21 protein-coding genes are annotated in these 23303 nt (G+C 74.1%); 16 read left to right on the top strand and 5 right to left on the bottom strand.

Going from position 1 to position 23303, the window contains the following annotated elements; all coding sequences use genetic code 11:
* Positions 1-173: 173 nt before the first annotated feature.
* The 4 genes from BMW99_RS07805 (at position 174) to nudC (ending at position 7162) form a co-directional block, all read left to right on the top strand.
* Positions 174-956, top strand: coding sequence for a hypothetical protein (locus tag BMW99_RS07805; RefSeq protein ID WP_069465478.1), 783 nt, complete (start codon positions 174-176; stop codon positions 954-956).
* A gap of 70 nt (positions 957-1026) precedes the next feature.
* Complete coding sequence (locus BMW99_RS07800; protein ID WP_075016489.1) at positions 1027-4518, top strand: ATP-dependent helicase; 3492 nt, start codon at positions 1027-1029, stop codon at positions 4516-4518.
* Between the two features lie 198 nt (positions 4519-4716).
* Positions 4717-6150, top strand: a complete 1434-nt coding sequence (locus BMW99_RS07795; protein WP_075016488.1) for a M20/M25/M40 family metallo-hydrolase — start codon at positions 4717-4719, stop codon at positions 6148-6150.
* A 70-nt stretch (positions 6151-6220) separates the two neighbouring features.
* A complete protein-coding gene (gene nudC, locus BMW99_RS07790; protein WP_069462266.1) occupies positions 6221-7162 on the top strand; it encodes an NAD(+) diphosphatase in 942 nt (313 codons plus the stop codon).
* Positions 7163-7382: 220 nt separating this feature from the next.
* Here the strand turns inward: nudC and BMW99_RS07785 are convergent, their stop codons facing one another.
* Positions 7383-7640 carry a mycoredoxin gene (locus BMW99_RS07785; RefSeq protein WP_069462265.1) on the bottom strand — a complete coding sequence of 86 codons (258 nt, stop codon included), beginning with the start codon at positions 7638-7640 and terminating at the stop codon, positions 7383-7385.
* A gap of 149 nt (positions 7641-7789) precedes the next feature.
* Between BMW99_RS07785 and BMW99_RS07780 the strand changes: the two genes are divergently transcribed.
* The 5 genes from BMW99_RS07780 (at position 7790) to BMW99_RS07760 (ending at position 11685) form a co-directional block, all read left to right on the top strand.
* Positions 7790-10048: an ATP-dependent DNA helicase UvrD2 gene (locus BMW99_RS07780; protein WP_079138212.1), complete on the top strand. Its 2259-nt coding sequence runs from the start codon at positions 7790-7792 to the stop codon at positions 10046-10048.
* Between the two features lie 139 nt (positions 10049-10187).
* Positions 10188-10523, top strand: a complete 336-nt coding sequence (locus BMW99_RS07775; RefSeq protein ID WP_069462264.1) for a hypothetical protein — start codon at positions 10188-10190, stop codon at positions 10521-10523.
* A gap of 145 nt (positions 10524-10668) precedes the next feature.
* Entirely contained in the window at positions 10669-11028 is a 360-nt protein-coding gene (locus BMW99_RS07770) for a WhiB family transcriptional regulator (RefSeq protein ID WP_407640274.1), read from the top strand.
* Positions 11025-11345, top strand: coding sequence for a hypothetical protein (locus BMW99_RS07765; protein WP_069467747.1), 321 nt, complete (start codon positions 11025-11027; stop codon positions 11343-11345). The genes BMW99_RS07770 and BMW99_RS07765 overlap by 4 nt, the downstream gene beginning before the upstream one ends.
* Positions 11346-11493: 148 nt before the next feature.
* The gene (locus BMW99_RS07760; protein ID WP_069467746.1) at positions 11494-11685 is read left to right on the top strand and encodes a hypothetical protein; all 192 of its coding nucleotides are present in this window, start codon (positions 11494-11496) and stop codon (positions 11683-11685) included.
* A gap of 18 nt (positions 11686-11703) precedes the next feature.
* Here BMW99_RS07760 and BMW99_RS07755 read toward each other — a convergent pair whose 3' ends face one another.
* Both BMW99_RS07755 and BMW99_RS07750 read right to left on the bottom strand, forming a co-directional pair.
* Complete coding sequence (locus BMW99_RS07755) at positions 11704-13053, bottom strand: ABC1 kinase family protein (protein ID WP_075016486.1); 1350 nt, start codon at positions 13051-13053, stop codon at positions 11704-11706.
* Between the two features lie 21 nt (positions 13054-13074).
* The gene (locus tag BMW99_RS07750) at positions 13075-14322 is read right to left on the bottom strand and encodes a TOMM precursor leader peptide-binding protein (protein WP_075016485.1); all 1248 of its coding nucleotides are present in this window, start codon (positions 14320-14322) and stop codon (positions 13075-13077) included.
* A 485-nt stretch (positions 14323-14807) separates the two neighbouring features.
* On the opposite strand from BMW99_RS07750, the gene BMW99_RS07745 reads away from it, so the two are divergent.
* The 4 genes from BMW99_RS07745 to BMW99_RS07730 all read left to right on the top strand — a co-directional run bounded on the left by BMW99_RS07745 (position 14808) and on the right by BMW99_RS07730 (position 18815).
* A complete protein-coding gene (locus BMW99_RS07745) occupies positions 14808-15389 on the top strand; it encodes a M48 metallopeptidase family protein (protein WP_069467041.1) in 582 nt (193 codons plus the stop codon).
* A 295-nt stretch (positions 15390-15684) separates the two neighbouring features.
* Positions 15685-17340, top strand: a complete 1656-nt coding sequence (locus tag BMW99_RS07740) for a TerD family protein (RefSeq protein WP_075016484.1) — start codon at positions 15685-15687, stop codon at positions 17338-17340.
* A 6-nt stretch (positions 17341-17346) separates the two neighbouring features.
* On the top strand, positions 17347-18030 hold the full coding sequence (locus BMW99_RS07735; protein ID WP_069462026.1) for an AIM24 family protein: 684 nt from the start codon (positions 17347-17349) through the stop codon (positions 18028-18030).
* Positions 18031-18047: 17 nt separating this feature from the next.
* Positions 18048-18815 carry an AIM24 family protein gene (locus BMW99_RS07730; RefSeq protein WP_069462025.1) on the top strand — a complete coding sequence of 256 codons (768 nt, stop codon included), beginning with the start codon at positions 18048-18050 and terminating at the stop codon, positions 18813-18815.
* A 54-nt stretch (positions 18816-18869) separates the two neighbouring features.
* On the opposite strand, the gene BMW99_RS07725 is transcribed toward BMW99_RS07730, so the two are convergent.
* Positions 18870-19400, bottom strand: coding sequence for an NUDIX hydrolase (locus BMW99_RS07725; RefSeq protein WP_069462024.1), 531 nt, complete (start codon positions 19398-19400; stop codon positions 18870-18872).
* Positions 19397-20956 (bottom strand): zinc-dependent metalloprotease, encoded by a 1560-nt coding sequence (locus BMW99_RS07720; protein ID WP_079138181.1) that lies wholly within the window; start codon positions 20954-20956, stop codon positions 19397-19399. The genes BMW99_RS07725 and BMW99_RS07720 overlap by 4 nt, the downstream gene beginning before the upstream one ends.
* 115 nt (positions 20957-21071) lie before the next feature.
* Here BMW99_RS07720 and BMW99_RS07715 point away from each other — a divergent pair, with 115 nt between their 5' ends.
* The 3 genes from BMW99_RS07715 to BMW99_RS07705 all read left to right on the top strand — a co-directional run bounded on the left by BMW99_RS07715 (position 21072) and on the right by BMW99_RS07705 (position 23297).
* Positions 21072-22175, top strand: a complete 1104-nt coding sequence (locus tag BMW99_RS07715; RefSeq protein ID WP_069462023.1) for an SDR family oxidoreductase — start codon at positions 21072-21074, stop codon at positions 22173-22175.
* Between the two features lie 56 nt (positions 22176-22231).
* Entirely contained in the window at positions 22232-22702 is a 471-nt protein-coding gene (locus BMW99_RS07710; RefSeq protein ID WP_069462022.1) for a molybdenum cofactor biosynthesis protein MoaE, read from the top strand.
* Between the two features lie 193 nt (positions 22703-22895).
* The gene (locus BMW99_RS07705; protein WP_177226063.1) at positions 22896-23297 is read left to right on the top strand and encodes a hypothetical protein; all 402 of its coding nucleotides are present in this window, start codon (positions 22896-22898) and stop codon (positions 23295-23297) included.
* The last annotated feature ends 6 nt before the right edge of the window (positions 23298-23303 follow it).

The following is a 23303-nucleotide window of genomic DNA, read 5'->3' as shown; positions in this document are numbered from 1 at the left end:
CGCGACGCCCCCGAGGCGGAGCGGGGCGATGCACCGGGGCCGGTGGTGCGCGGCCGCCCCGGGGCGCCCGGACTGTCCGACCGCGGCGCTATGTTGGCGGTAGCACCTGAGGGAGGGCCCGCGCGCCGGCGCGCGGCGACGGTGCGCGGGACGAGGGGAACGAGGGGGCGGCCATGGGGGCCACACGCAGGATTCTCGCCGCGGCGCTCGCCGCGGGGGCGGCGGCACTGGGACTGGCGGGCTGCGGCGGAGACAAGAGCGGCGCGGACGCCCCGCTGGTGCGTCCGGCGTCCACGCACAAGGCCACCGGGCCGTACGCGGACCTGACGGGACGCCAGTTGATGGACCGTGCGCTGGCCGCGATGAAGGCGGCCCCGTCGATGACCGTCGACCTGCGCACCACCGACGACAGCGACAAGGCCTTCCACTTCACCACCGCGCTCACCAGGTCCGGGAAGTGCGCGGCCGCGGCCACCGCCGGCGGCGACAGCCTGCAGATCATCCACGCCGGCGGCGCCTACTACCTGAAGGCCGACGCGGGCTTCTGGAAGGCGCAGGGGGGCAAGAACGGCCAGGCGATGTCCCGGCTGCTGGCCGGCAAGTGGCTCAAGATGCCGGAGAAGCAGGGCCGGAACTTCGCGGAGCTGTGCGACCTGAGCGTGATGCTGGACGAGATCTCCCAGGGTTCGGACTCGGGGACCTTCACCAAGGGGGCGGCGACGACGGTCGGCGGGCAGCCCGCGGTGACCGTGGTGGAGAAGGACACCGACGGCACCACCACCGACATCCTGATCGCCGCCTCCGGCACCCCGTACATCCTGCGCGCCTTCACCCCGGACGACCCGTCGAACTCCGCGGCGTTCAGCGGCTTCGGCAAGGCGCCTCGCATCTCGGCGCCGCCGGCGTCCAGGACTCTCGACCTGAGCGCGTTCGGCAACCCGGACATCTCCATATGAACAGGACGCAAGGCGGCTAAGGGTGCCAACCGGCGCTCCAAGTGTCGGCGCGGCCGGATAGCCTCACCGGGTGGCACCGCGTATCACCCGACCCGAGCAGCTGAAAGAGCTGCTGGGCATCCCCTTCACCCCGGAGCAGCTGGCGTGCGTGACCGCGCCGCTCGCCCCGGCGGTGATCGTGGCCGGTGCCGGGTCGGGGAAGACGACGGTGATGGCGGCCCGCGTGGTGTGGTTGGTCGGCACCGGGCAGGTCGCACCCGAGCAGGTGCTCGGTCTGACGTTCACCAACAAGGCGGCAGGTGAGCTGTCGGAACGGGTCAGGCGCGCCCTGGCGGCAGCCGGTGTGGGCGCCGGGGACGCGGGCGATCCCGCCGCCGGCCCGGACGGGGACCCGCCCGGCGACGCCCGTATCGCCACGTACCACGCCTTCGCCGGGCAACTGCTCAAGGACCACGGCATGCGGATCGGCCTGGAGCCCGGCGCCCGGCTGCTCGCCGACGCGACCCGCTTCCAGCTCGCCGCGAAGGTGCTGCGTGCCGCGCCCGGACCGTACCCGGCGCTGGTGAAGGGCCTGCCCACGCTGGTCGGCGACCTGCTCGCGCTGTCCGGCGAGCTGTCGGAGCACCTGGTGACGGCCGAGCGGCTGCGCGCGCACGACGCGCGGCTGGCCGAGCGGCTCGCCGGGATCGACCCGGCCAGACGCGGCAACGCCTGGGTCCGGGACGTCACCGCGGCCGTCGCCGCCCGCCGCGACCTGGCCGAACTCGCCGCCACCTACCGTGACGAGAAGCAGCGCCGGGACATGCTCGACTTCGGCGACCAGATCGCCCTGTCGGCCACGCTCGCCCAGACCCGCCCGGAGGTCGGCGCGCTGCTGCGCGACGAGTACCGCGTCGTGCTGCTCGACGAGTACCAGGACACCTCGGTGGCCCAGCGCCTCCTGCTGGCGGGCCTGTTCGGCGGCGGCACCGGTCATCCGGTGACCGCGGTCGGCGACCCGTGCCAGGCGATCTACGGCTGGCGCGGCGCCTCCGTCGCCAACCTCGACGACTTTCCCGCGCACTTCCCCCAGCACGGCGGAGCCCCCGCCGACCGCTACGCGCTGAGCGAGAACCGCCGCTCCGGCGGCCGGCTGCTGGAGCTCGCCAACACCCTCGCCGCCGAACTGCGCGCCCGCCACGAGGGTGTCGAGGCCCTGCGGCCCGCGCCGGGAGCCGAGTACGACGGGGTGGTGCGCTGCGCCCTGCTGCCCACGCAGCAGGACGAGACGGCCTGGCTCGCCGACTCGCTCGCGCACCTGGTGCGCACCGGCACCCCGCCCGGCGAGATCGCGGTGCTGTGCCGCACCGCCGCCCACTTCCCCGAGATCCACGCGGCCCTGGTCGCCCGGGACGTGCCCGTCGAGGTGGTCGGCCTGTCCGGGCTGCTGCACCTGCCCGAGGTCGCCGATCTCGTGGCGACGTGCGAGGTGCTGCACGATCCGACCGCGAACGCGGCGGTGGTCCGCCTGCTGACCGGCCCGCGCTGGCGGATCGGCCCGCGCGACCTGGCCCTGCTGGGCCGCCGCGCCCGGCTGCTGGTTCGCACCGGGCGGCCGGACGCGGGCGCCGACGCGCTGGCCGCGGCCGTCGAGGGCGTCGACCCGGCCGAGACGGTCTCGCTGGCCGACGCCCTGGAGACGTTCCTGGACGCCGACCCCGGCGACGACCTGCCGTTCTCGCCCGAGGCCCGGGTCCGGTTCGCGCGGTTCGCCGCGGAGACCCGCGACCTGCGGCGGGCGCTCGCCGACCCGCTGATGGACGTCCTGCACCGGGTCCTGGCCGTCACCGGCCTGGAGCTCGAGCTGTCCGCGTCGCCGCACGCGCTGGCCGCCCGCCGCCGCGAGACCCTGCAGACGTTCCTCGACGTCGCCGCCGGGTTCGCCGCGCTGGACGGCGAGGCCACCCTGCTCGCCTTCCTCGGCTTCCTGCGCACCGCCGCCGAGTTCGAGAAGGGCCTGGACAGCTCGCTGCCCGGCGGGGAGGACACCGTCAAGGTGCTGACCGCGCACAAGTCCAAGGGCCTGGAATGGGACGTCGTCGCCGTGCCCGGCCTGGTCGCCAAGGGCTTCCCCAGCGAGCGCGGCCGCGAACTGTGGCCGGTCAACGCGAAGGTGCTGCCGCACGGGCTGCGCGGCGACGCCGCGACGCTGCCGGACGTCGTGGAGTGGACGCGGGCCGGCGTCGACGGCTTCCGCGAGGAGATGCGGGAGCACCAGCGGATCGAGGAACTGCGCCTGGGCTACGTGACGTTCACCCGCCCACGGTCACTGCTGCTCGGCTCCGGCCACTGGTGGGGGCCGACCCAGAAGTCCCCGTTCGGCCCGTCGGCGTTCCTCGACGCGCTGCGTGTCCATTGCGAGGCCGGCCACGGCGAGATCGAGCACTGGACGGACCGGCCCGCGCCCGAGGACGTCAACCCCGCGCTGGCGGAGGCCGCCGAGCAGCCGTGGCCGCTGCCGCTGGACCCCGCGGCCCTGGAGCGCCGCAGGCACGCGGCGAAGGCGGTCGTCGCGCACCTCGACGCCGTCCGCGACCTGGAGGCGGCGGGCGCGGCGGAGACGGCCGGGATGGCCGGGATGGCCGCGGGCCGCGTCGGGCACCAAGCAGGCGAGCCGGACGACGAGACCTTCGCGGCGGAGGCCGGGGCCCGCGCCACGGGCGGCGTGCGCCGAGCCGTCGCCGAGCACGACCACGAGCCGTATCCGGAGGACGAGGGCGGGTCCGGCGCGGAGGACGACCTCGGACCGTATCCGGAGGACGAGGGCGGCTACGGGCCGTATCCGGAGGAGGGCGGGCCGACCTCGGAGGGCGGCGGCGAGGACGGGTGGCTCGTCACGGAGGAAGCACGGCTCGCGGCGTCCTGGGACCGCGACCTGGACGCGCTCGCCGGAGAGCTGCGGCGGGCCCGGGCCAAGGTGCACGACGTGCCGCTGCCCGCGTCGCTGACCGCCACGCAGCTGCTGCGGCTGGCCGCCGACCCCGACGGGCTCGCCCGCGAACTGGCCCGGCCGCTGCCCCGGCCCCCGGCGCCCGCGGCCCGCCGCGGCACCCGTTTCCACACCTGGCTGGAGTCCCGCTGGGAGACCGGTCCGCTGTTCGGCCTGGACGAGCTGCCGGGCGCCGAACCGGCCGGCGACCTCGACATCGCCGACGAACGCGACCTGACCGCGCTCAAGGAGGCGTTCCTGCGCACCCCGTTCGCCGACCGCGCCCCCTACGCCGTCGAGGTCCCGTTCCAGATCGTGCTCGGCGGGCGCGTGGTGCGGGGGCGGATCGACGCGGTGTACCGGGACGGCGACACGTACGACCTGCTCGACTGGAAGACCGGGCACCCCGAGGTCTCGCCCGCGGACCCGCTGCAGCTGGCCGTCTACCGGCTCGCGTGGGCCGAGCGGCAGGGCGTGCCGCTGACCGCGGTGCGCGCCGCGTTCCTCTACGTCCGCACCGGGGACCTGGTCCATCCGCCGGGCCTGCCGGGCCGCGCGGATCTGGAGCGGCTGACGGCTCCCGACGTTTCCTGAAGGCCCCGGGCGGTGCGGGCTGGCGCGCCGGTGCTCGTGCGGCGGGGAGGCGCCCCGCCGCCCGCGTCCCCGGCCCGTCCCGGCGTCCGGACGGCCCGCCCGCCCGCCCCCGACGTGCGGCAACTCACATGTCAGCGTGCCGTCAGCGCCGTCACCCGCCCGGGCTCCGCGGCCGCGCCCCAGGCTAGGCTGCACGGCATGAGCTCCACCCCGGACGACGACGTCCAGACGTACATCCGCGCCCACCGCACGCCGTTCCTCGCGGACCTGGCCGAGTGGCTGCGCATCCCCTCGGTGTCCGCCGAGCCCGATCGCGCGCCGGACCTGCTGCGCAGCGCGGAGTGGCTGGCGGCGGCCCTGAAGGAGACCGGCTTCCCGGTCGCCGAGGTGTGGCCGACCAAGGGCGCGCCGGCGGTGTTCGCGGAGTGGCGGAGCGACGACGAGGACGCGCCGACCGTCCTGGTCTACGGGCACCACGACGTGCAGCCCGCGGCCCTGGCCGACGGCTGGGACGGCGACCCGTTCGAGCCCGTCGAGCGCGACGGGCGGCTGTACGCGCGGGGCGCGGCCGACGACAAGGGGCAGGTGTTCCTGCACACCCTGGGCCTGCGCGCACACCTGGCGGCGACCGGCAGGACCACGCCCGCGGTGCACCTGAAGTTCCTCGTCGAGGGCGAGGAGGAGTCCGGCTCCCCGCACTTCCTGGAGCTGATCAGGGAGCGCGCCGACCGGCTGGCCTGCGACACCGCGATCGTCTCGGACACCGGCATGTGGGCCGAGGACACCCCGACGGTGTGCACCGGCATGCGCGGCCTGGTCGACGGCGAGGTCGTGCTGCACGGGCCCGACCAGGACATCCACTCCGGGTCGTTCGGCGGCGCGGTCCCGAACCCGGCGACCGAGGCCGCCCGGCTGGTGGCCGCGCTGCACGACGACGACCGCCGGGTGGCGATACCCGGTTTCTACGACGGCGTCGTGGAGCTGACCGAGCGCGAGCGCCGGCTGCTCGCCGAGCTGCGCTTCGACGAGGCCGCCTGGCTGCGCACCGCCAAGTCGCACGCCGCGCTCGGCGAGCGCGGCCACAGCACCCTGGAGCGGATCTGGGCCCGGCCGACCGCCGAGGTCAACGGCATCCACAGCGGCTACGGCGGCCCGGGCGGCAAGACGATCGTGCCGTCGCGCGCCGAGGTCAAGTTCTCCTTCCGGCTGGTGGCCGGACAGGACACCGCGGCGGTCCAGCGGCTGTTCACCGACTGGGTCGCCGAGCGGCTGCCGGACGGCGTCCGGCACGAGATCCGGTTCTGGGGCGGCGGCACCCGCCCGTGCCTGACCCCGCTGGACCACCCGGCGCTGCGCTCGCTGGTGCGCGCCATGGGCCGCGCGTTCGGCCAGGAGATCCGCTTCACCCGCGAGGGCGGCTCGGGCCCGGCCGCCGACCTCCAGGACGTGCTGGGGGTTCCCGTGCTGTTCCTGGGAATTTCCGTGCCGTCCGACGGTTGGCATTCGGTGAACGAGAAGGTGGAGCTCGACCTGCTGTTCAAGGGGGTCGAGACGGCCGCCCATCTGTGGACGGACCTCGCCGAGGACTGGCGCGCCGGGCCCTGGCCGGCCGCGCCGCGGCCGGCGAGCTGAACCGCCGGCCCGCGGACACACCGCGGACACCTCAGCCGACGTACGTGAACGACGGGGAGTAGGAAGCACCTTGACCGGACTGGACGCGACTTCGCAGCCGCTGGCCCTCACCCACCAGGGCGTGGACCGGGCGGCACACCACCGCATGGACGAGGCGTGGCTGGCGGCCGCGTGGAGCCACCCGACGACCCGGGTGTTCGTGGTCTCCGGCGGCCAGGTCCTGGTCGAGGACACCGAGGACGGCCGCACCGAACTCGTCATGACCCCGGCGTTCGACGCGCCCGAGACCGAGACCCACCGCTACTTCCTGGGCATCGACCCCGAGGGCGTGCGGTACTTCGCGCTGCAGAAGGACGCCCTGCCCGGGCGGATGGACGCGGTGGCGCGGCCCGCGGGGCTGCGCGAGGTCGGCGGGCTGCTGTCGCCGCTGGAGGCCGGCCTGATGGTGCACGCGGTGGCGCTGGAGAACTGGCAGCGCATGCACCGCTTCTGCTCCCGCTGCGGGGAGCGGACCGTGATCGCGGCGGCCGGCCACATCCGGCGCTGCCCCGCGTGCGGCGCCGAGCACTACCCGCGGACCGACCCGGCGGTGATCATGGCGGTCACCGACGAGGACGACCGGGTGCTGCTGGGCCGGCAGGTGCACTGGCCCGAGGGCCGCTTCTCGACGCTCGCCGGATTCGTGGAGCCCGGCGAGTCGATCGAGGAGGCGGTGCGCCGGGAGGTGCAGGAGGAGGTCGGCGTCGCCGTCGGCGAGGTCGCGTACGTGGCGAGCCAGCCCTGGCCGTTCCCGTCCAGCCTGATGCTGGGGTTCAACGCGCGGGCGACGTCCACGGAGATCACCGTGGACGGCGAGGAGATCCACGAGGCGCGCTGGTTCTCGCGGGACGAACTGCGGGCCGCCTTCGAGTCCGGCGAGGTGCTGCCGCCGTCGGGCATCTCGATCGCCGCGCGGCTCATCGAGAGCTGGTACGGCAAGCCCCTGCCGGGTCCGGGCGCCGCCGCCCGCTGACCCGCACGCCGGGCGGCGCCTCGGTGCGAGGCGCGTCCGTGCGGCTCCGTACGACACGGCCGGGCGCGCCCGCGCGACGCGTGGGTGCGCCGGGTCCGGCGGGTGCTTCACGGGCCCGGGTCCCCGCATGCCAGGGGCCGGACCGGCGTACCGCCGGACCGGCCCGGGACCTCGCCTTCAGTCCCTCGATTTCCTTCAGCCCCCGCCCCCCAGGGTGGCGTCAGGCGCCGAGCGCCTGCTTCACCTGCGCGAGGCTGGGGTTCGTCATGACCACCTCGGCGGCGCCGCCGGCGGGCACGACCTGCACGGTCGGCACCGTCTGGTTGCCGCCGTTGACCTTCTCCACGAACGAGGCGGACGCGGGGTCCTCCTCGATGTTGATCTCGGTGTACGCGATGCCCTCGCGGTCCAGCTGCGTCTTCAGACGGCGGCAGTAGCCGCACCAAGTGGTGCTGTACATGGTCACGGTGCCCGACATCGGTGTGCGCTCCTTGTCCCGGGGGTGTGCGGTGGCGGCGGTCGCTGCCGCTCGGTGAACGCCCGGGACGCGTGTCGCATTCCGGACGCGGGTGGTCGCCCTGTGGATAACCTTCCCGGCCTGTCCTACGAAAGTGGCAGAGTGGCGGGGTGACTGCGACACTCCACGACTCGCTCTTCCCGGCGGTACCCGACTCCGCGGACGCGGTGCTCGACGGCCTCGACCCCGAGCAGCGCGCGGTGGCCACGGCCCTGCACGGGCCGGTGTGCGTGCTGGCCGGCGCCGGCACCGGCAAGACCCGGGCGATCACCCACCGGATCGCCTACGGGGTGCGCGCCGGGATACTGCAGCCCGCCAGTGTGCTCGCCGTCACGTTCACCGCACGGGCCGCCGGCGAGATGCGCGGCCGGCTGCGGCAGCTCGGCGCGGGCGGGGTGCAGGCGCGCACCTTCCACGCGGCGGCGCTGCGCCAGCTGCAGTACTTCTGGCCGCGGGCGATCGGCGGGGAGATGCCGCGCCTGGTGGAGCGCAAGGTGCAGCTGGTCGCCGAGGCCGGCGCGCGCTGCCGCATCCGGCTGGACCGCACGGAGCTGCGGGACGTCACCGGCGAGATCGAGTGGTGCAAGGTCACCCAGACCGTCCCCGAGGAGTACGCGGCGGCCGTCGCCAAGACCGGCCGCGACGCGCCGCGCGACCCCGCCGAGGTCGCCCGCGTCTACACCACGTACGAGCAGCTCAAGCGCGACCGCGGGGTCATCGACTTCGAGGACGTGCTGCTGCTGACCGTCGGCGTGCTGGAGGACCGGCCCGACGTGGCGGAGACCGTCCGCTCGCAGTACCAGCACTTCGTCGTCGACGAGTACCAGGACGTCAGCCCGCTGCAGCAGCGGCTGCTCGACCTGTGGCTCGGCGGCCGGGACGACCTGTGCGTGGTCGGCGACGCGTCGCAGACCATCTACTCCTTCACCGGGGCCACCCCTGACTTCCTGCTCGGTTTCCGCACCCGGCACCCGGACGCGACGGTGGTCAAGCTGGTGCGCGACTACCGCTCGACCCCGCAGGTCGTGGCGCTGGCCAACGGGCTGCTCGGCCAGGCGCGCGGCCAGGCGGCCGCCCACCGGCTGGAACTGGTCTCGCAGCGCGAGGCGGGCCCGGCCCCGGCCTACGCCGAGTACTCCGACGAGCCGGCCGAGGCCGAGGGCACCGCCCGCCGGATCCGCGACCTGATCGACTCCGGCGTGCGGCCCAGCGAGATCGCCGTGCTCTACCGGATCAACGCCCAGTCCGAGGTCTACGAGCAGGCCCTGGCCGACGCCGGGGTGCCCTACCAGCTGCGCGGCGCCGAGCGGTTCTTCGAGCGGCCCGAGGTGCGCGAGGCGGGGCTGCTGCTGCGCGGGGCCGCCCGTGCCTCGGCCGAGCCCGGCGATCCGGAGCCGGTGCCCGAGCAGGTGCGTGCGGTGCTCAGCTCCCGCGGCTGGGCCTCGGAACCGCCGGCCGGATCCGGCGCGGTGCGCGACCGCTGGGAGTCGCTGGCCGCGCTGGTGCGGCTGTCGGAGGACTTCGCGGTGGCCCGGCCCACCGCGACACTGGGCGACTTCGTTGCCGAGCTGGACGAGCGGGCGAACGCCCAGCACGCGCCGACGGTGGAGGGCGTCACCCTGGCCTCGCTGCACGCGGCCAAGGGCCTGGAGTGGGACGCGGTGTTCCTGGTCGGCCTGACCGAGGGCACGCTGCCGATCACCTACGCCAAGACCGACGAGCAGGTCGAGGAGGAGCGGCGGCTGCTGTACGTCGGCGTCACCCGGGCCCGGTTCCACCTGAACCTGTCCTGGGCGCTGTCCCGCTCGCCCGGCGGGCGCGGCGGAAGGCGGCCCTCGCGCTTCCTGGACGGCCTGCGGCCGGGTTCCGCGCCCCGCGGCGCCCGGGGCGCCGGAGCGGGCGGCAGCAGCGGCGTGGAGCGCGGCCAGGGCGGCGGGCGCAAGCGGCGCGGGCCGGTGCTGTGCCGGGTCTGCGGGCGCACCCTGTCCGACGCCGGCGAGATCAAGCTGATGCGCTGCGAGGACTGCCCCTCGGATCTGGACGAGGGCCTGTACGAGCGGCTGCGCGCCTGGCGGTCGGAGCAGGCCAAGGGGCTGGGGCAGCCGGCGTACTGCGTGTTCACCGACAAGACGCTGCTGGCCATCGCGGAGGTCCGCCCGTCCGACGAGCGGGAGCTCTCGCAGATCGCCGGCGTCGGTGCGCGCAAGCTCGAACGGTTCGGTGCGGACGTGCTGACGCTCTGCTCCGGCGCGGAGCTCGACATTCCGGTTCAGGGTGGCGGCCAACTGTCCGACGGGGAGCCGTCGGAGGAGCCCGCGACGGCCCCCGACCTGCCCGAAGAAACTTCCGCGGAAGAAGCCGAAAAATAGTTTGCGCATCCCGCGGAGGTCCCCATAGCCTTCACGAGCACGGTCGGGGAACGCCTCTTCCAAAGGCCCACCCGCACGTGATGTACTAGGCAAGTCCGTTCCACTGCCCTTACGAGACGCCGAGAGGAGGCGAGCCCCGATGACCAGCCAGCTGACCACCGTGATGACCGATCGTTCGGTCCTGCTCGCCTGCCCGCTCGGCATTTCGATGCCCGGCTCCGGTCTGTCCTCCGCCGCTCTCCTGCCGGTCGTCCCGGTGCGCGAGCGGATCGAGCGACCGACCAAGGCGTCCGCGGTAGTGGCGGCGAAGGCTCAGGCGCAGGCCTATGCCTTTGCGGCGGCGGCCAACGGCGCCGGCGCTGGTACCGCCACGGGCGTGGAAGCCGCCAAGGGACACGCGAACGGACAGCAGAAGACGCAGCAGCACGGCAAGTGGGCCTTCCGCGGGCTCGAACCCTGGAGTGATCCAGCCTGATACGGCATCAGGTCGGCACCTCAGGGCCGCGGAATCCCAGACCGGGATCCGCGGCCCTTCTGTTTTCTTCAGACCTGCAGCACCGCCCCGGCCGGGCCACCGACCGGCCGGAACGACAGACCGACAGATGAGGAACGAAGCAACCGTGCACACCACCCCGCACGCCACGTCAGCTTCCCTGCCCGACCTGACCCACCCGCCCGCACAGCCCCCGGAGACCACCTTGCTGCCCCTCACCGAGCTCGACGACGAGATCGAGCGACTCGGCGTGCCCGTCCCCTGCCGTACCTACGACCCCGAGGTCTTCTTCGCGGAGTCGCCGGCCGACGTCGAGTACGCCAAGTCCCTCTGCCAGACCTGCCCGGTCCGCGAGGCCTGCCTCGCCGGTGCCAAGGACCGCCGCGAGCCCTGGGGCGTCTGGGGCGGCGAGCTGTTCATCCAGGGTGTGGTCGTCGCCCGCAAGCGGCCCCGTGGCCGTCCGCGCAAGAACGCGGTCGCGGCATGACCATCCGGAAGTCCACCACCCCCGGCACCCTCGACAACCCACTCACGCACGATCCGATGAATCAGGCCCCGATGACTCCCACCCTCAGCGAACTCCCCGCACGTGAATCCGACGCGATGGCGTCGCGCCAGAACAGGAACCTCGAGATGCAACTCATGCCAGAAGCCCTGGCTCGTGCCCATATGCAACAGCGCCTGCGGGAGGCGGAGCACGAACGCAGGTCGATGCACCTGCTCGCCGCCCGCCGGCTGCAGCGCCGTGCCGAGCGCGCGTCGCTGCGCGCCCGGCGCGCCCTGGCCATGGCCGTGATGCAGTAACGGCCCCCGCCGGATTCCCGGCACCGCCCCGCGAGGGGCACGACCAGCGCACGGCCACGACAGACACCCCGCGGGACCGGTCCGAAAGGGCCGGTCCCGCGGTGCGTTATGCCGACAAACCCGGCACTGGCGGAGGTATCGTCAACCAGTGGATCACAAGCCATCACCGGCCGGGTCTCAGGCAGCGACGACGTGCGCCCGCTGCGGCGTCACCCAGCAGGGTCTTCCGCTCACGTGGACCTGCTCCGTGGAGAACGGCCGCCGCGTCTTCTTCTGCGACACCTGCGCCCGCAAGCACCTGCGCAGCATCGAAGGGCGGCTGGACTCCGCCTGGTGGTAGCCGCGGCGGCGCCGCCGCTCAGGCGGACTCCGCCGTTCCCTCGCCGTCGAAACCGGGCAGCCACTCCAGCAGCTCCTCGCGCAGCCGCACCGTCGCGCCCAGCTGGCACAGCACCCCGACGGTGCTCAGCGTCACGCGGTGGATCAGCAGGTACGCCGGCGGCAGGTTCAGCTGCTTGCCCAACTGGTGGGCGGGCGACCGCGGATCGGCGATCCGCGCCGCCTGCGCCCGCATCCACGCCCGCTCGAAGTGGAACTCCTCGCGGGCGGCCGGTTCGATGATCGGCCGCAGGTAGTCCGCGACCGCCTCCGCGTCCAGGGTGATCGTCGGCTTGACGAAGCCCTCGGTGCGCAGCATCGCGTAGACCTGCTCGGCCTCGTCCTCCAGCGCCAGCCGCAGTGCCGTGCCGATCGGCAGCGGCAGGCCCTCCGGCAGCCGGTCGACGGTGCCGAAGTCCAGCACGCCCAGCCGCCACCCGTCCGCCGGGCCGTCGTCCACCAGCAGCCGGAAGTTGCCCGGGTGCGGGTCGGCGTGCAGCAACCCGGTGCGCGCGGGGCCGGCGAACAGGAAGTGCGCCAGCAGCTGCCCGGCCCGGTCGCGCATGTCCTCGGTGCCCGAGGCGATCACCTCGGACAGCGGCACCCCGTCCATCCACTCGGTGACCAGCACCTGGTCCGCCTGGTGGACCACGTCCGGCACCTCGACGTCCGGATCACCGGCGAACTCCGCCGCGTGGGCGTGCTGCGCCTTGGCCTCCAGCGCGTAGTCCAGCTCCTCCGCGACCCGCTCGCGCAGCTCCGCCAGCAGCGGCTTGACGTCCATGCCCGGAATCAGCGGGCCGAACAGCCTCGCCACACGGCCGAGTTGGGACAGGTCCGAGAGCAGCGCGTCACCGGCCCCCGGGTACTGCACCTTCACCGCGACCTTCCGCCCGTCGCTCCACACCGCGCGGTGCACCTGGCCGATCGACGCGGCGGCCGCCGGGACGTCCTCGAACTCGGAGAACAGCGAGCGCCAGTCCTTGCCCAGCCGCTCGGCCAGCACCCGGTGGACGGTGCGGGCCGGCATCGGCGGTGCGGCCTCCTGGAGCTTGGTCAGCGCCGCCCGGTAGGGGCCCGCGACGTCCTCCGGGAGCGCGGACTCGAAGACGGACAGCGCCTGCCCGAACTTCATCGCGCCGCCCTTGAGCTCACCGAGCACCTTGAAGATCTGCTCCGCGGTCCGCTCCTGCAGCTCGATCGCCACCTCGTCGGCGGGACGGCCGCCGAGCCGCTTGCCGAGCCCCATCGTGGCCCGCCCGGCGAACCCCAGAGGGAGCGCTGCCAGTTTCGCGGTCCGGGTCACAGCCTTGCGCGGAAGATCAGACATGCGCCCCTCATTTCCGGTCGGTCACATGGCCATTGTGCCCCGCTCCCGGGGCGGCCCGGGGATGAGGCGGCCACTTGACGCCATGGTCAGCGCAATGTCCCGATCGTCCCGGCGGGACTCGCCGCCGGTGCCCGCCGCGCCCGTGCGGGCCTCGCGGGCCGCCGCGCCGCACCCGCATCCGGTCTCCGCGGGCAGCGGCCGGACCGTGCCGGACAGGCGCTCCAGGGACAGCTCCACCCGGGCCCCGGCGCTCGGCGGCACCCGCCCGTCGAGGTGGGCCAGCGCGTGGGCGGCGGCGAGCCCGGCGACCGTGGCGGCCAGAGCGACGTCGCAGGCCGGCACACCCGGCTGCCGCCCCGACCTGAGCTGGGCCAGTATCCGCGGCCACGCCGCGTCCTGCCGGGCGAGCCGCAGCCCGACGCACTCCCCGCACGGTGTCCGGCCCGGCAGCACCAGCGGGCCCACCACACCCGTGCCCTCCAGTACGCCCGCGTACAGGTGCGGCACCCCCGAGGCCACCAGCCGCCTCGCCTCCTCGGGGTCGGGGGAGTAGGCGTGCAGCCCGTCGCGCGGCGCGAGCACCGTCAGCACCGATCCCGTGGTCCCGGCCGCGCGCCCGCCCGCCCCACCGGGGGTGACCGTGCCACCGGTGCCGCAGGTCCCGGCCGCCGCACCCCTGCGCGCCTCCGGCGCCGCCCGCCGCACCGCGCCCCGCCCGGCGGCGTCCCTGCGTTCGCCGACCTGCTCGGCCGGGATCCCGCCCGGCGCCGCATCCCACGGCTCGACGCGGCCGCCGTCCACCACGTCCACCGCGCCCACGCCGGCCGCCGCCAGCAGTGCGGCCAGGTGCGCGCCGACCCGGCCCGCCCCGTGGACCCGCACCCGGGCCGCCCGCCGGTGCCGTATCCGGGCCGCGGCGGCACCCGGACCTGGGTGGACCACCGACAGGGCCGCCAGATCGGGTCGCAGCCTGTCCAGCAGCGGCGCCCGGTGCCGCACCGCCGCCGAAAGGGCCGCGTGCCCGGACGCGTCGTCCAGCACGCCGCCGTCCGCGAGCAGCCCCAGCAGCCGCCGCACCCGGTCCGGCGGCAGTCCGAGCGCGGCCGCGTCCCTCGTCAGCGTCGCGGTGCCGCGGGTGCCGTCGAGGAGGTCGAGGAAACCGGCCGCCGGGCCGTCCACCGGCTCCAGCACCACCGCGTGGTCGGGCCCCACCCCGAACTGCACGCTCTCCCCGTCCCGCCAGCTCCGCCGCAGCGCCGTCTTCAGCATCGGCCGCATTCCCTGCATCGCCCTCACACGCCTTCCCGCATCCCGAACCCTGCGTCCCGAACGCCCGCATCGCGCACGCCCGCCGGCCGCGCGCTCGCAACCCACGCGGTGCTCCCGCACGCTCGCAACCCACGCGGTGCTCCCGCGCCGTGCTCCCGCGCCGTGCTCCCGCGTCCGGCTTCGCGCGATCCGTCGCGCACGCCGTCCGGCCGCTCACTCTCCGTGAGTGACAGCGTCAGCATGGCCGATCCGCCCGCAAGCGCCGTGAAGTTATCCACAGGCTGTGGGAGAGATTCATTTCATATGCCCGTGCGCTCGCCGCGGCGCCCGCGCCCCGAAATCCCCGAAGCCCAGGTGAGCCGCACTTCACCTGATCGCGGGACAGGTGAACTCAGGCATTCCATATGTGTGCGAACCGAGGTGATTCACGGGCCGAACGGCTTGGAGGCGGGACTTATCACAGGTGAAACGGGTACGGTCGAGCCGTGTCCGCCGATCCAGCGCGAAATCTCGCCAGCCAGACCGCCCGCGGCCTCCGGACGAGCGGGGCGAGTGCGGTGGAGGTGCGCCGCAGCGCACGCCGCCGCCGGACGGTGTCCGCCTATCGGGACGGCGATCGCACGGTCGTGCTGATCCCGGCCCGGATGTCGGCGGCGGAGGAGCAGCGCTGGGTCACGGTGATGCTGGACAAGCTCGCCGCGCAGGAGAGCCGCCGGATGCCCGGCGACCAGGAGCTGGCCGCCCGGGCGGAACGGCTGTCCGAGCAGTACCTCCTGGGCGGCGCGGTCCCGGACACGGTCCGCTGGGTCACCAACCAGAACTCGCGCTGGGGCTCCTGCACGCCCTCCGAGGGCAGTATCCGGCTCTCCCACCGGCTGCAGGGCATGCCCGAGTACGTCATCGACTACGTGCTGCTGCACGAGCTCGCCCACCTGCTGGTGCCCGGACACGGCCCGGCGTTCTGGAAGCTGCTGGAGAGCTACCCGCGCACCGAGCGCGCCCGCGGCTACCTGGAGGGCGTGGTGGCCGCCGACCGGCTGCCCCACCCGCCCGGCCCGCAGGACTGACCGCCGCCCCGCGCGGACATCACGCCCCCGTGCAGCCGCGTGGACATCACGCCCCGTGCAGCCGGGCTGACGCCGCGCCCTCGCGCAGCCGGGCACGCGCCTCACCCGCACCCGGGCACGCGCCTCACCCTCCACCGGAACGCACCCCGCACCACGCGCCCCCAGGGCATCGCGGCACGTCGCGCCGGTACAACGGTGACGCAGCGGTGACCTGAGGGGAATGGCTCCCGTCGGAGAGAGCGGTTAGCCTGTCGCAACGCACCGGAGCACAAAGGGGATGGGGGAAGGTCGCACGATGGCCAGGGAATTCCAGCGCGGCCACAAGGCCAAGATCAGCGACTTGACCGCTGGCACCGATCTCTACGTCGGGGTGCAGATCTCCGCCCCCGGACTGACCTTCGACATCAGCTGTTTCGGGCTGGACGCGGACGAGAAGCTCTCCGACGACCGCTATTTCGTCTTCTTCAACCAGCCCAAGTCGCCGGAAGAGTCCATCCAGTTGCTCGGCGCGCAGGCCGGTGACGCCGAGTCGTTCCGCGTCACGCTGGACCGGATCCCGGCGGCCGTGCAGCGGCTCAGCTTCACCGCCACCATCGACGGCGACGGGCAGATGTCCCAGATCGCCCCCGGCTACATCCGGTTGGTGGCCGGCGGCGAGGAGGTCGCCCGGTACGCCTTCTCCGGCGCCGAGTTCAGCACCGAGCGCGCGGTGATGCTCGCCGACATCTACCTCAAGGACGTGTGGCGGTTCGCCGCCGTCGGCCAGGGCTTCGACGGCGGACTCGCGGCGCTGCTGCGGAACTTCGGCGGCGAGGTCGCCGAGGACGAGCCCGCCGCCGAGCCGCCGGCGCCGCAGTCCGCGCCCGGTTTCGCACCGCCGTCCGGCCCGGCACCCGGCTTCGCGCCGCCCGCGGGCGGCCCCACGCCGCCGCCCGCCCCGGCCCCCGCGCCCGCCCCCTCGTTCGGCGGGCCCGTCGCGCCGCCGCAGCCGGCTCCCGACCGGTCCGGTTTCACGCCGCCACCCGGCGCCGGCGGCCTCGACATCCACCACGCGCCGACCATGGTCGGACCGCTGGCCACCCCACCCGGCCAGGCACCGCCGTTCGGGCAGGTCCCCCCGCCCGCCGCGCCGCCCGGCCCGGGCATGACGCCGCCGCCGTTCCCCGGCCAGCCCGGCCCGCCCGGGGCTTCCGCGCCGGGCAACCCCTTCGCCCAGCAGCCGCCGCCCGGCTACCCGCAGCCCGGCGCCCCGGCCAACTACGGCCTGCCGTCGATGCCGGCGCAGGGTCCGGGCCTGGCCGTCGGCATGCAGAAGTACCGCGAGGCGCCCACCGGCCAGCGCTGGACGCAGCAGAACCCCAAGATGATGCGCGCCGACCTCAGCCAGGCGGGCGGCCAGCCGGTACTCGCCCGGCAGGGGAGCATGGTGCTCTACCAGGGCAAGGTCGACTTCGGCTACAAGGGCGCCGGCTTCACCGGCCGCATCGTCGGCAACATGACCGGCCAGGAGATGCAGCTGATGCGCTGCACCGGCAACGGCCAGGTCTTCTTCGCCGAGAACGCCTCGTACCTCCACCCCGTCGAGCTGCAGGGCGACGCCCTGTGCGTGTCCGCGGAGAACGTGCTCGCCTTCGACGAGAGCCTGCAGCACGAGGTGCGGCGGATCGAAGGGCACGGCATCCCCGGCGGCGCCCTGTTCACCATGCAGTTCCAGGGCACCGGCACGGTGATCGTCAAGACCCACGGCACGCCGGTGGTCCTCCCGGTCACCCCGACCACCTACGCCGACAGCAACGCGATCGTGGCCTGGTCGGCCGCCGCCCAGGTGATCGTCTCCAGCCAGGTGCGGCTGCGCAGGAGCGCCTACCCCGGCCACAGCGGTGAGACCGTGAACCTCCAGTTCCGCGGCGCTCCCGGCAACTTCATCGTCGTCCAGCCCTACGAGGTGTGACCCGCCATGGACCAGCAGATGATCGCGGGGTACGCGCCGACGCCCGTCGCCGCGCGCATGGAGAACCACGGCTCGTCGATGCTCAAGGTCGCCATGCAGACCGGCCAGGACCTCTTCGCCCGCACCGGCTCGATGATCGCCTACGAGGGCTTCGTGCAGTACGAGCCCAACCCGCCGGCCGTGCGGCAGATGGCCTCGGCCTGGCTGACCGGTGAGAGCACCCCGCTCATGAAGTGCAGCGGCGACGGGCTGCTGTACCTGGCGGACTACGGCGCCGACGTGGTGTGCCTGAACCTCGACAACGAGTCGGTGTCGGTCAACGGCACCAACCTCCTCGCCTTCGACGCGCACCTGCAGTGGGGCGTCGAGAGGGTCAAGGGACTCGCCAAGTTCGCCGGGCAGGGCCTGTTCAACGTGGGCGTGTCCGGCAACGGCTGGGTCGCCATCACCTCCCGCGGCACGCCGATCGTCGTCGACTGCGGCAGCGGCGCGGACGAGACGTACGTGGACCCGGACGCGCTGGTCGCGTGGTCGTCGGGGCTGAAGATGAAGGCCAAGCGCAGCTTCAAGGCGTCGTCGCTGATCGGGCGCGGCAGCGGCGAGGCGTTCCAGATCGGCTTCTCCGGCCAGGGATTCGTGGTCGTCCAGCCGAGCGAGGACAGCACTGACCGGCTCCGGGTCCGGGGCTGAGGGGGAGCGAACACACCATGCAGAGCCCGCTTTTCGCGTTCACCGAGGTCCAGAACCAGGACCACTACAGCCTGCAGAACTCCTACCTGCTGCGGGTCCGGCTCGACGGCAACACCGGCCCGGACTGCCTGGCCCGCAAGGGCTCGATGGTGGCCTACCAGGGCATGATCGAGTTCGACGGCGAGTACCAGTCGCGCCACCAGCGCAGCGGCCGCCGCCACACCGGCGAGGGCCTGGACCTGATGCGCTGCTCCGGGCAGGGCACCGTCTACCTCGCCAACCTCGCGCAGCAGATCCACGTCCTGGACGTCGACCACGAGGGCCTGACCGTCGACAGCGCGTATGTGCTCGCGCTGGACTCCGGCCTGCACTGGGAGGTCATCGCGGTGGACAGCCAGTTCGGGCTGTCCGGCACCGGCCAGTACAACCTGAACATCTCCGGCAACGGCAAGGTCGCGCTGATGACCTCGGGCAAGCCGCTCATGATGCCCGTCACCCCCGACCGTTACGTGTCCTGCGACGCGGACGCGGTCGTCGCCTGGTCCAGCGGCCTGCGCGTGCAGATGCAGGCGCAGACCAGCAGCTCGTCGGTCTTCCGGCGCCGCGGCAGCACCGGCGAGGGCTGGGAGCTGAACTTCGTCGGGCAGGGCTACGTCCTCGTGCAGCCCAGCGAGTTGATGCCGCCGCAGCACATGAACATCGGGCAGGGCCTGCGCGCGCAGTACGGCGTCGGGCAGCAGGGCGCGCACGGCCAGAACCCGGGCAACATCTGGTCCAACCGCTGACGCACGGCGCACCGCGGGCCGGCGCACCGCACGCCGGAGGGAGCGGACCGCGTCCTACAGCAGGGCGCGGGTCCGCTCCACCAGGGCCGCCACCGAGGCGTCGGCGACACCGGCGACCTCGTCGTAGCCGTACCAGCGCAGGTCGAGCGACTCGTCGCTGATCGCGGCGACCGCGCCCTCCGGCGCCACCGCCGCGTACTGCACGTCCAGGTGCCAGGCGCACGGCGTGTGGTGGCGGTCCAGCCGGACCGGCACCGGAACCAGCAGGCGCAGCCCGCCGATACCGGACTCCTCCACGCCCTCCCGCAGCGCGGCCGCGGCCAGCGACGTGTCGTCCGGCTCGCAGTGGCCGCCCATCTGCAGCCACATCCGCAGCTTCGCGTGCAGCGTGAGCAGCACGCGCTCGCGCGGCGGGTCGACGACCAGCACACTGCCGGTCACATGGCCGTCACGGCACGACTTGAGCAGGCCGTCGGGGTGGGCGGCCAGGTGCGCCAGGTAGTCCCGGCGCAGCTCCTCCTGGTCCGCGGCGGGCGCGTCCCACCCCTCCAGGACGCCGACCGCGTCCGCGTGCAGAGCGCTCACTTGCCGGCGTCGCCCTCGTCGCCGTCCTGGCCGTCCTCGCCATCCTTGCCCGGGGACTTCTCCGGCTCCTGGCGCGGGTCCCGCTTCTCGTCGCGCGCGGCGTCCGGGGCGTCCGTCCCGGCCTTCTCGCCGGCGTCACCCTTCTCGGCGTCCCGCCGGCTCTCCACGCTGCCGGCCGCGTCGGCCGCCGCCTCGCCGAGCATCTTGTCCAGCTCGGAGAAGTCGAAGGTCTCGCGGTGCACGAAGCCGTCGGGGTCGTCCAGGTCGGCGGCGGTCGGCAGCATGTCGGGGTGGGCCCACAGGCCGTCCCTGCCGTCGGTCCCGCGGGCGTCGGACAGCGACGCCCACAGGCGGGCCGCGTCCCGCAGCCTGCGCGGCCGCAGTTCCAGGCCGATCAGGGTGGCGAAGGTCTGCTCGGCGGGGCCGCCGCTGGCCCGGCGGCGGCGCAGCGTCTCGCGCAGGGCGCCGGCGGACGGCAGGTGCGGGGCCGCCGCCTCGTGCACCACCGCGTCCACCCAGCCCTCGACGAGGGCCAGCGCGGTCTCCAGCCGGGCCAGCGCCGCCTTCTGCTCCGGGGTGTCCTGGGGCTGGAACATGCCCTGCTGCAGCGCCTCCTGGAGCTGCTCGGGCTGCGACGGGTCGAGCTGGCCGACGGCCTCCTCGAGGCGGGCCGTGTCGACCTTGATGCCGCGCGCGTAGCCCTCGACCGCGCCGAACAGGTGGGCCCGCAGCCACGGCACGTGGGCGAAGAGCCGCTGGTGGGCGGCCTCGCGCAGCGCCAGGTAGAGCCGGACCTCCTCCTGCGGGATGCCCAGGCCGTCACCGAACGCCGCGACGTTCGCCGGGAGGAGCGCGGCCTTGCCGGCCGGGCCCAGCGGCAGGCCGACGTCGGTGGAGCCGACGACCTCGCCGGCGAGGGTGCCGAGCGCCTGCCCGATCTGGGAGCCGAACATCGCCCCGCCCATGGAGCGCATCATGCCGAGCAGCGGGCCGGTCATGGCCTGCATCTCCTCGGGCAGCACGTCACCCATCGCGCCGGCCACGCGCTCCGCGACCGGGTCGACCAGGTCCTTCCACACCGGCAGCGTCGCCTCGACCCACTCGGCACGGCTCCAGGCCACCGCCGTGTTGGCACCGGACGGCAGCGAGGTGGCGCCGTCGAGCCACAGGTCCGCCAGGCGCATGGCCTCCGCGACCCAGTCGCGGTCGGCGCGTCCCACACTGGCGTCCTTGACGCCGTCGGGCGTGCCCTGGGCGACGGTCTGCCGCGCGATGTCCTTGGCCATGTCCCAGTTCACCGGGCCGCCCTCGTAGGAGAGCATCTGCCCGAGCTGCTGGAAGGCCGCGCCCAGGTCGTTGGGGTTCAGCGAGCCGAACATCGCCGCGAACGGGTTGTCCCCGCCGCCGGGCCCGAAGGGGTTGCCGCCCCCGAAACCGAAGGGGTTCGGCGGGCCGCCCTGGCCGCCCTGGCCCTCACCGCCCTTGCGCTGCTTGCCCTCGTCCCCGTCCTCGGGCTCCTCCGGAGGGACGCCGAATCCGAATGGGATGTCACTCACGGGATTCCTCGGCTCTGTGTCGTGGTGGGGTGTGTGGTGGGCTGTACCTCCAGCCTAGACACCTGTCCGGCAGGATGGCTGCGTACGTATCTGAGACAACCGTGGGAGACACCCGGTGAGTTCCCCAGAAGCACACGTTCGCCCAGAGCGGAGCGGTGGCCGGAGCGCGTCAGGCCCGGTCGTCGCGGTCACCGGCGCGGCCTCCGGCGTCGGCCGTGCCCTGGCGCTGCGGCTCGTCGAATCGGAGCAGGTCAAGAAGGTCCTGGCGATCGACGAGCGGCGCGGTGACGTGCCCGGTGCGACCTGGCGGGTGCTCGATGTGCGCGACCCGGCGATCGCCGAGAAGCTGCGCGGCGCGGACGTCGTCGTGCACCTCGCGCTCGACCTCGACCTGGAGTCCGACCCCAAGGCCCGCTCGGCGTTCAACGTGCGCGGGACGCAGACCGTGTTGACGGCCTCGGCCGCCGCCGGAGTGCGCCGGGTCGTGCTGTGCACCTCGGCGATGGTCTACGGCGCGCAGGCGGACAACGACGTGCCGCTCGCCGAGGACGCGCCGCTGCGCGCGACCTCCGAGGCCAGCTTCGTCGACGACCTGCTGGAGATCGAGCGGCTGGGGCGGCGCGCGCCCCGCGCCCACCCCGGCCTCAACGTGACGATCCTGCGGCCCGCGGTCCTGGTGGGCGGCACGGACACCGCGCTGACCCGCTACTTCGAGTCGCCGCGCCTGCTGGTGGTGGCGGGCAGCCGCCCGTGCTGGCAGTTCTGCCACGTCGAGGACCTGGTGTCGGCGCTGGAGTACGCCGTGCTGGAGGAGGTCGACGGCGAGATGGCGGTGGGCTGCGACGGCTGGCTGGAGCAGGAGGAGGTCGAGGAGCTGTCCGGCATCCGCCGCATGGAACTGCCGCCCGCGATCGCCTTCGGCGCCGCATCCCGCCTGCACCGTCTCGGCCTGACCCCGTCCCCGGCCGGCGACCTCGCCTACACCATGCACCCCTGGGTGGTCAGCGGGAGCCGGTTGCACGACGCGGGCTGGCGGCCCCGGTGGACCAACGAGGAGGTGCTGGCCGAACTGCTGGAGGAGGTCGCGGGGCGCAACTCCGTCGCGGGCCGCAGGCTCGGCCGCAAGGACGCGACGACGCTGGGCGCGGCCGGCGCCACCGTGGCCCTGGTCGGCGCGGCGGCCGTGGTCCGCCGGGCCCGCAAGCGGCGCGGCCTGTGAACGGCACGGGCCACGTAGTGGAAACTTCTTTCCGTATCGCGGGAGTGTGAGGCAGCATGGAGGGCATGGCACCCATGTACGAGGACCGCGACACGGCGGGTGGCCCGATCCGGCTGCTGGCCATCCGTGACGGCGCGCTGTCGGTGGACGAGGTCCTCGCGGCGGTCGGTGACGACGCGGCCGGCGGCACCACGCTCTTCGTCGGGACGGTGCGCGACCACGACGGACGTGCGGATGCGCGGGTCACCGGCCTGTCCTACAGTGCGCACCCGACCGCGGGCGCCGAGCTGCGCCGCGTCGCGGAGAAGGTGGCCGCGGAGTTCCCGGTGCGGGCCCTGGCGGCCGTGCACCGCGTCGGCGACCTCGTGGTCGGCGACATCGCCGTCGTGGTGGCCGTGTCCTGCCCGCATCGCGGCGAGGCGTTCGCGGCCAGCCGCCGACTGATCGACGACCTCAAGAGCGAGGTGCCGATCTGGAAGCACCAGCGGTTCGACGACGGCGGCGAGGAGTGGGTCGGCGCCCGCTGAGCGCCGGACCCTCGCGCCCCGACCCTGCACCCACTCTGATGACGTAACCGTCCGTTAGTGGGATTTCCGCTTGCGTAACCCGTTGGCCCGCCGGAGCGTTGACGCACCGGGTGGTTAATCTGCTCATAGGTCTGATTTGGGGCCTCTGGGGTCGATACGGGGTCGGGAGTTCGTTGTGGGTGCACTCGTGTGGTTGCTCATTCCTGCTGTCGCGGCGCTGTTCGCCGCTGTCTGGGCACGCTGGGCGGCACGTAAGCGCGTCACCCACGACGGCGCCTCGCTGGCCGGCTACGAGCGCTTCAGGGCGGCCATGGAGGCCGTTCCGGACGCCGCCGGGCGTCCGGTCGCCGACGGCTCCGCGGCCCCTGAGGGCGCCTCCGCCGGCGGTGTCCGGGACACCCGGCCGGCCGGGGCGCGGGCCGGTGCCGAGCAGCCCGCCGCCGAGGGGGGAAGGATCGGCCGCCGCCGCCGGATCATCGTCTCCGGGCACGGCCCCGCGCGGTCCCACAGCGGCCGCAAAGCCTCCGCAAAGGCGGCCTCCGGAGCGGGCGAGGAGGACTCACCCAAGAGGCCGGTTGAGGGCTCAATCCCGTAGGGTCGA

Source organism: Actinacidiphila rubida, assembly GCF_900110255.1.
In the GTDB taxonomy this organism is placed as follows: domain Bacteria; phylum Actinomycetota; class Actinomycetes; order Streptomycetales; family Streptomycetaceae; genus Actinacidiphila; species Actinacidiphila rubida.
This window is presented reverse-complemented; position numbering and strand designations above follow the sequence as displayed.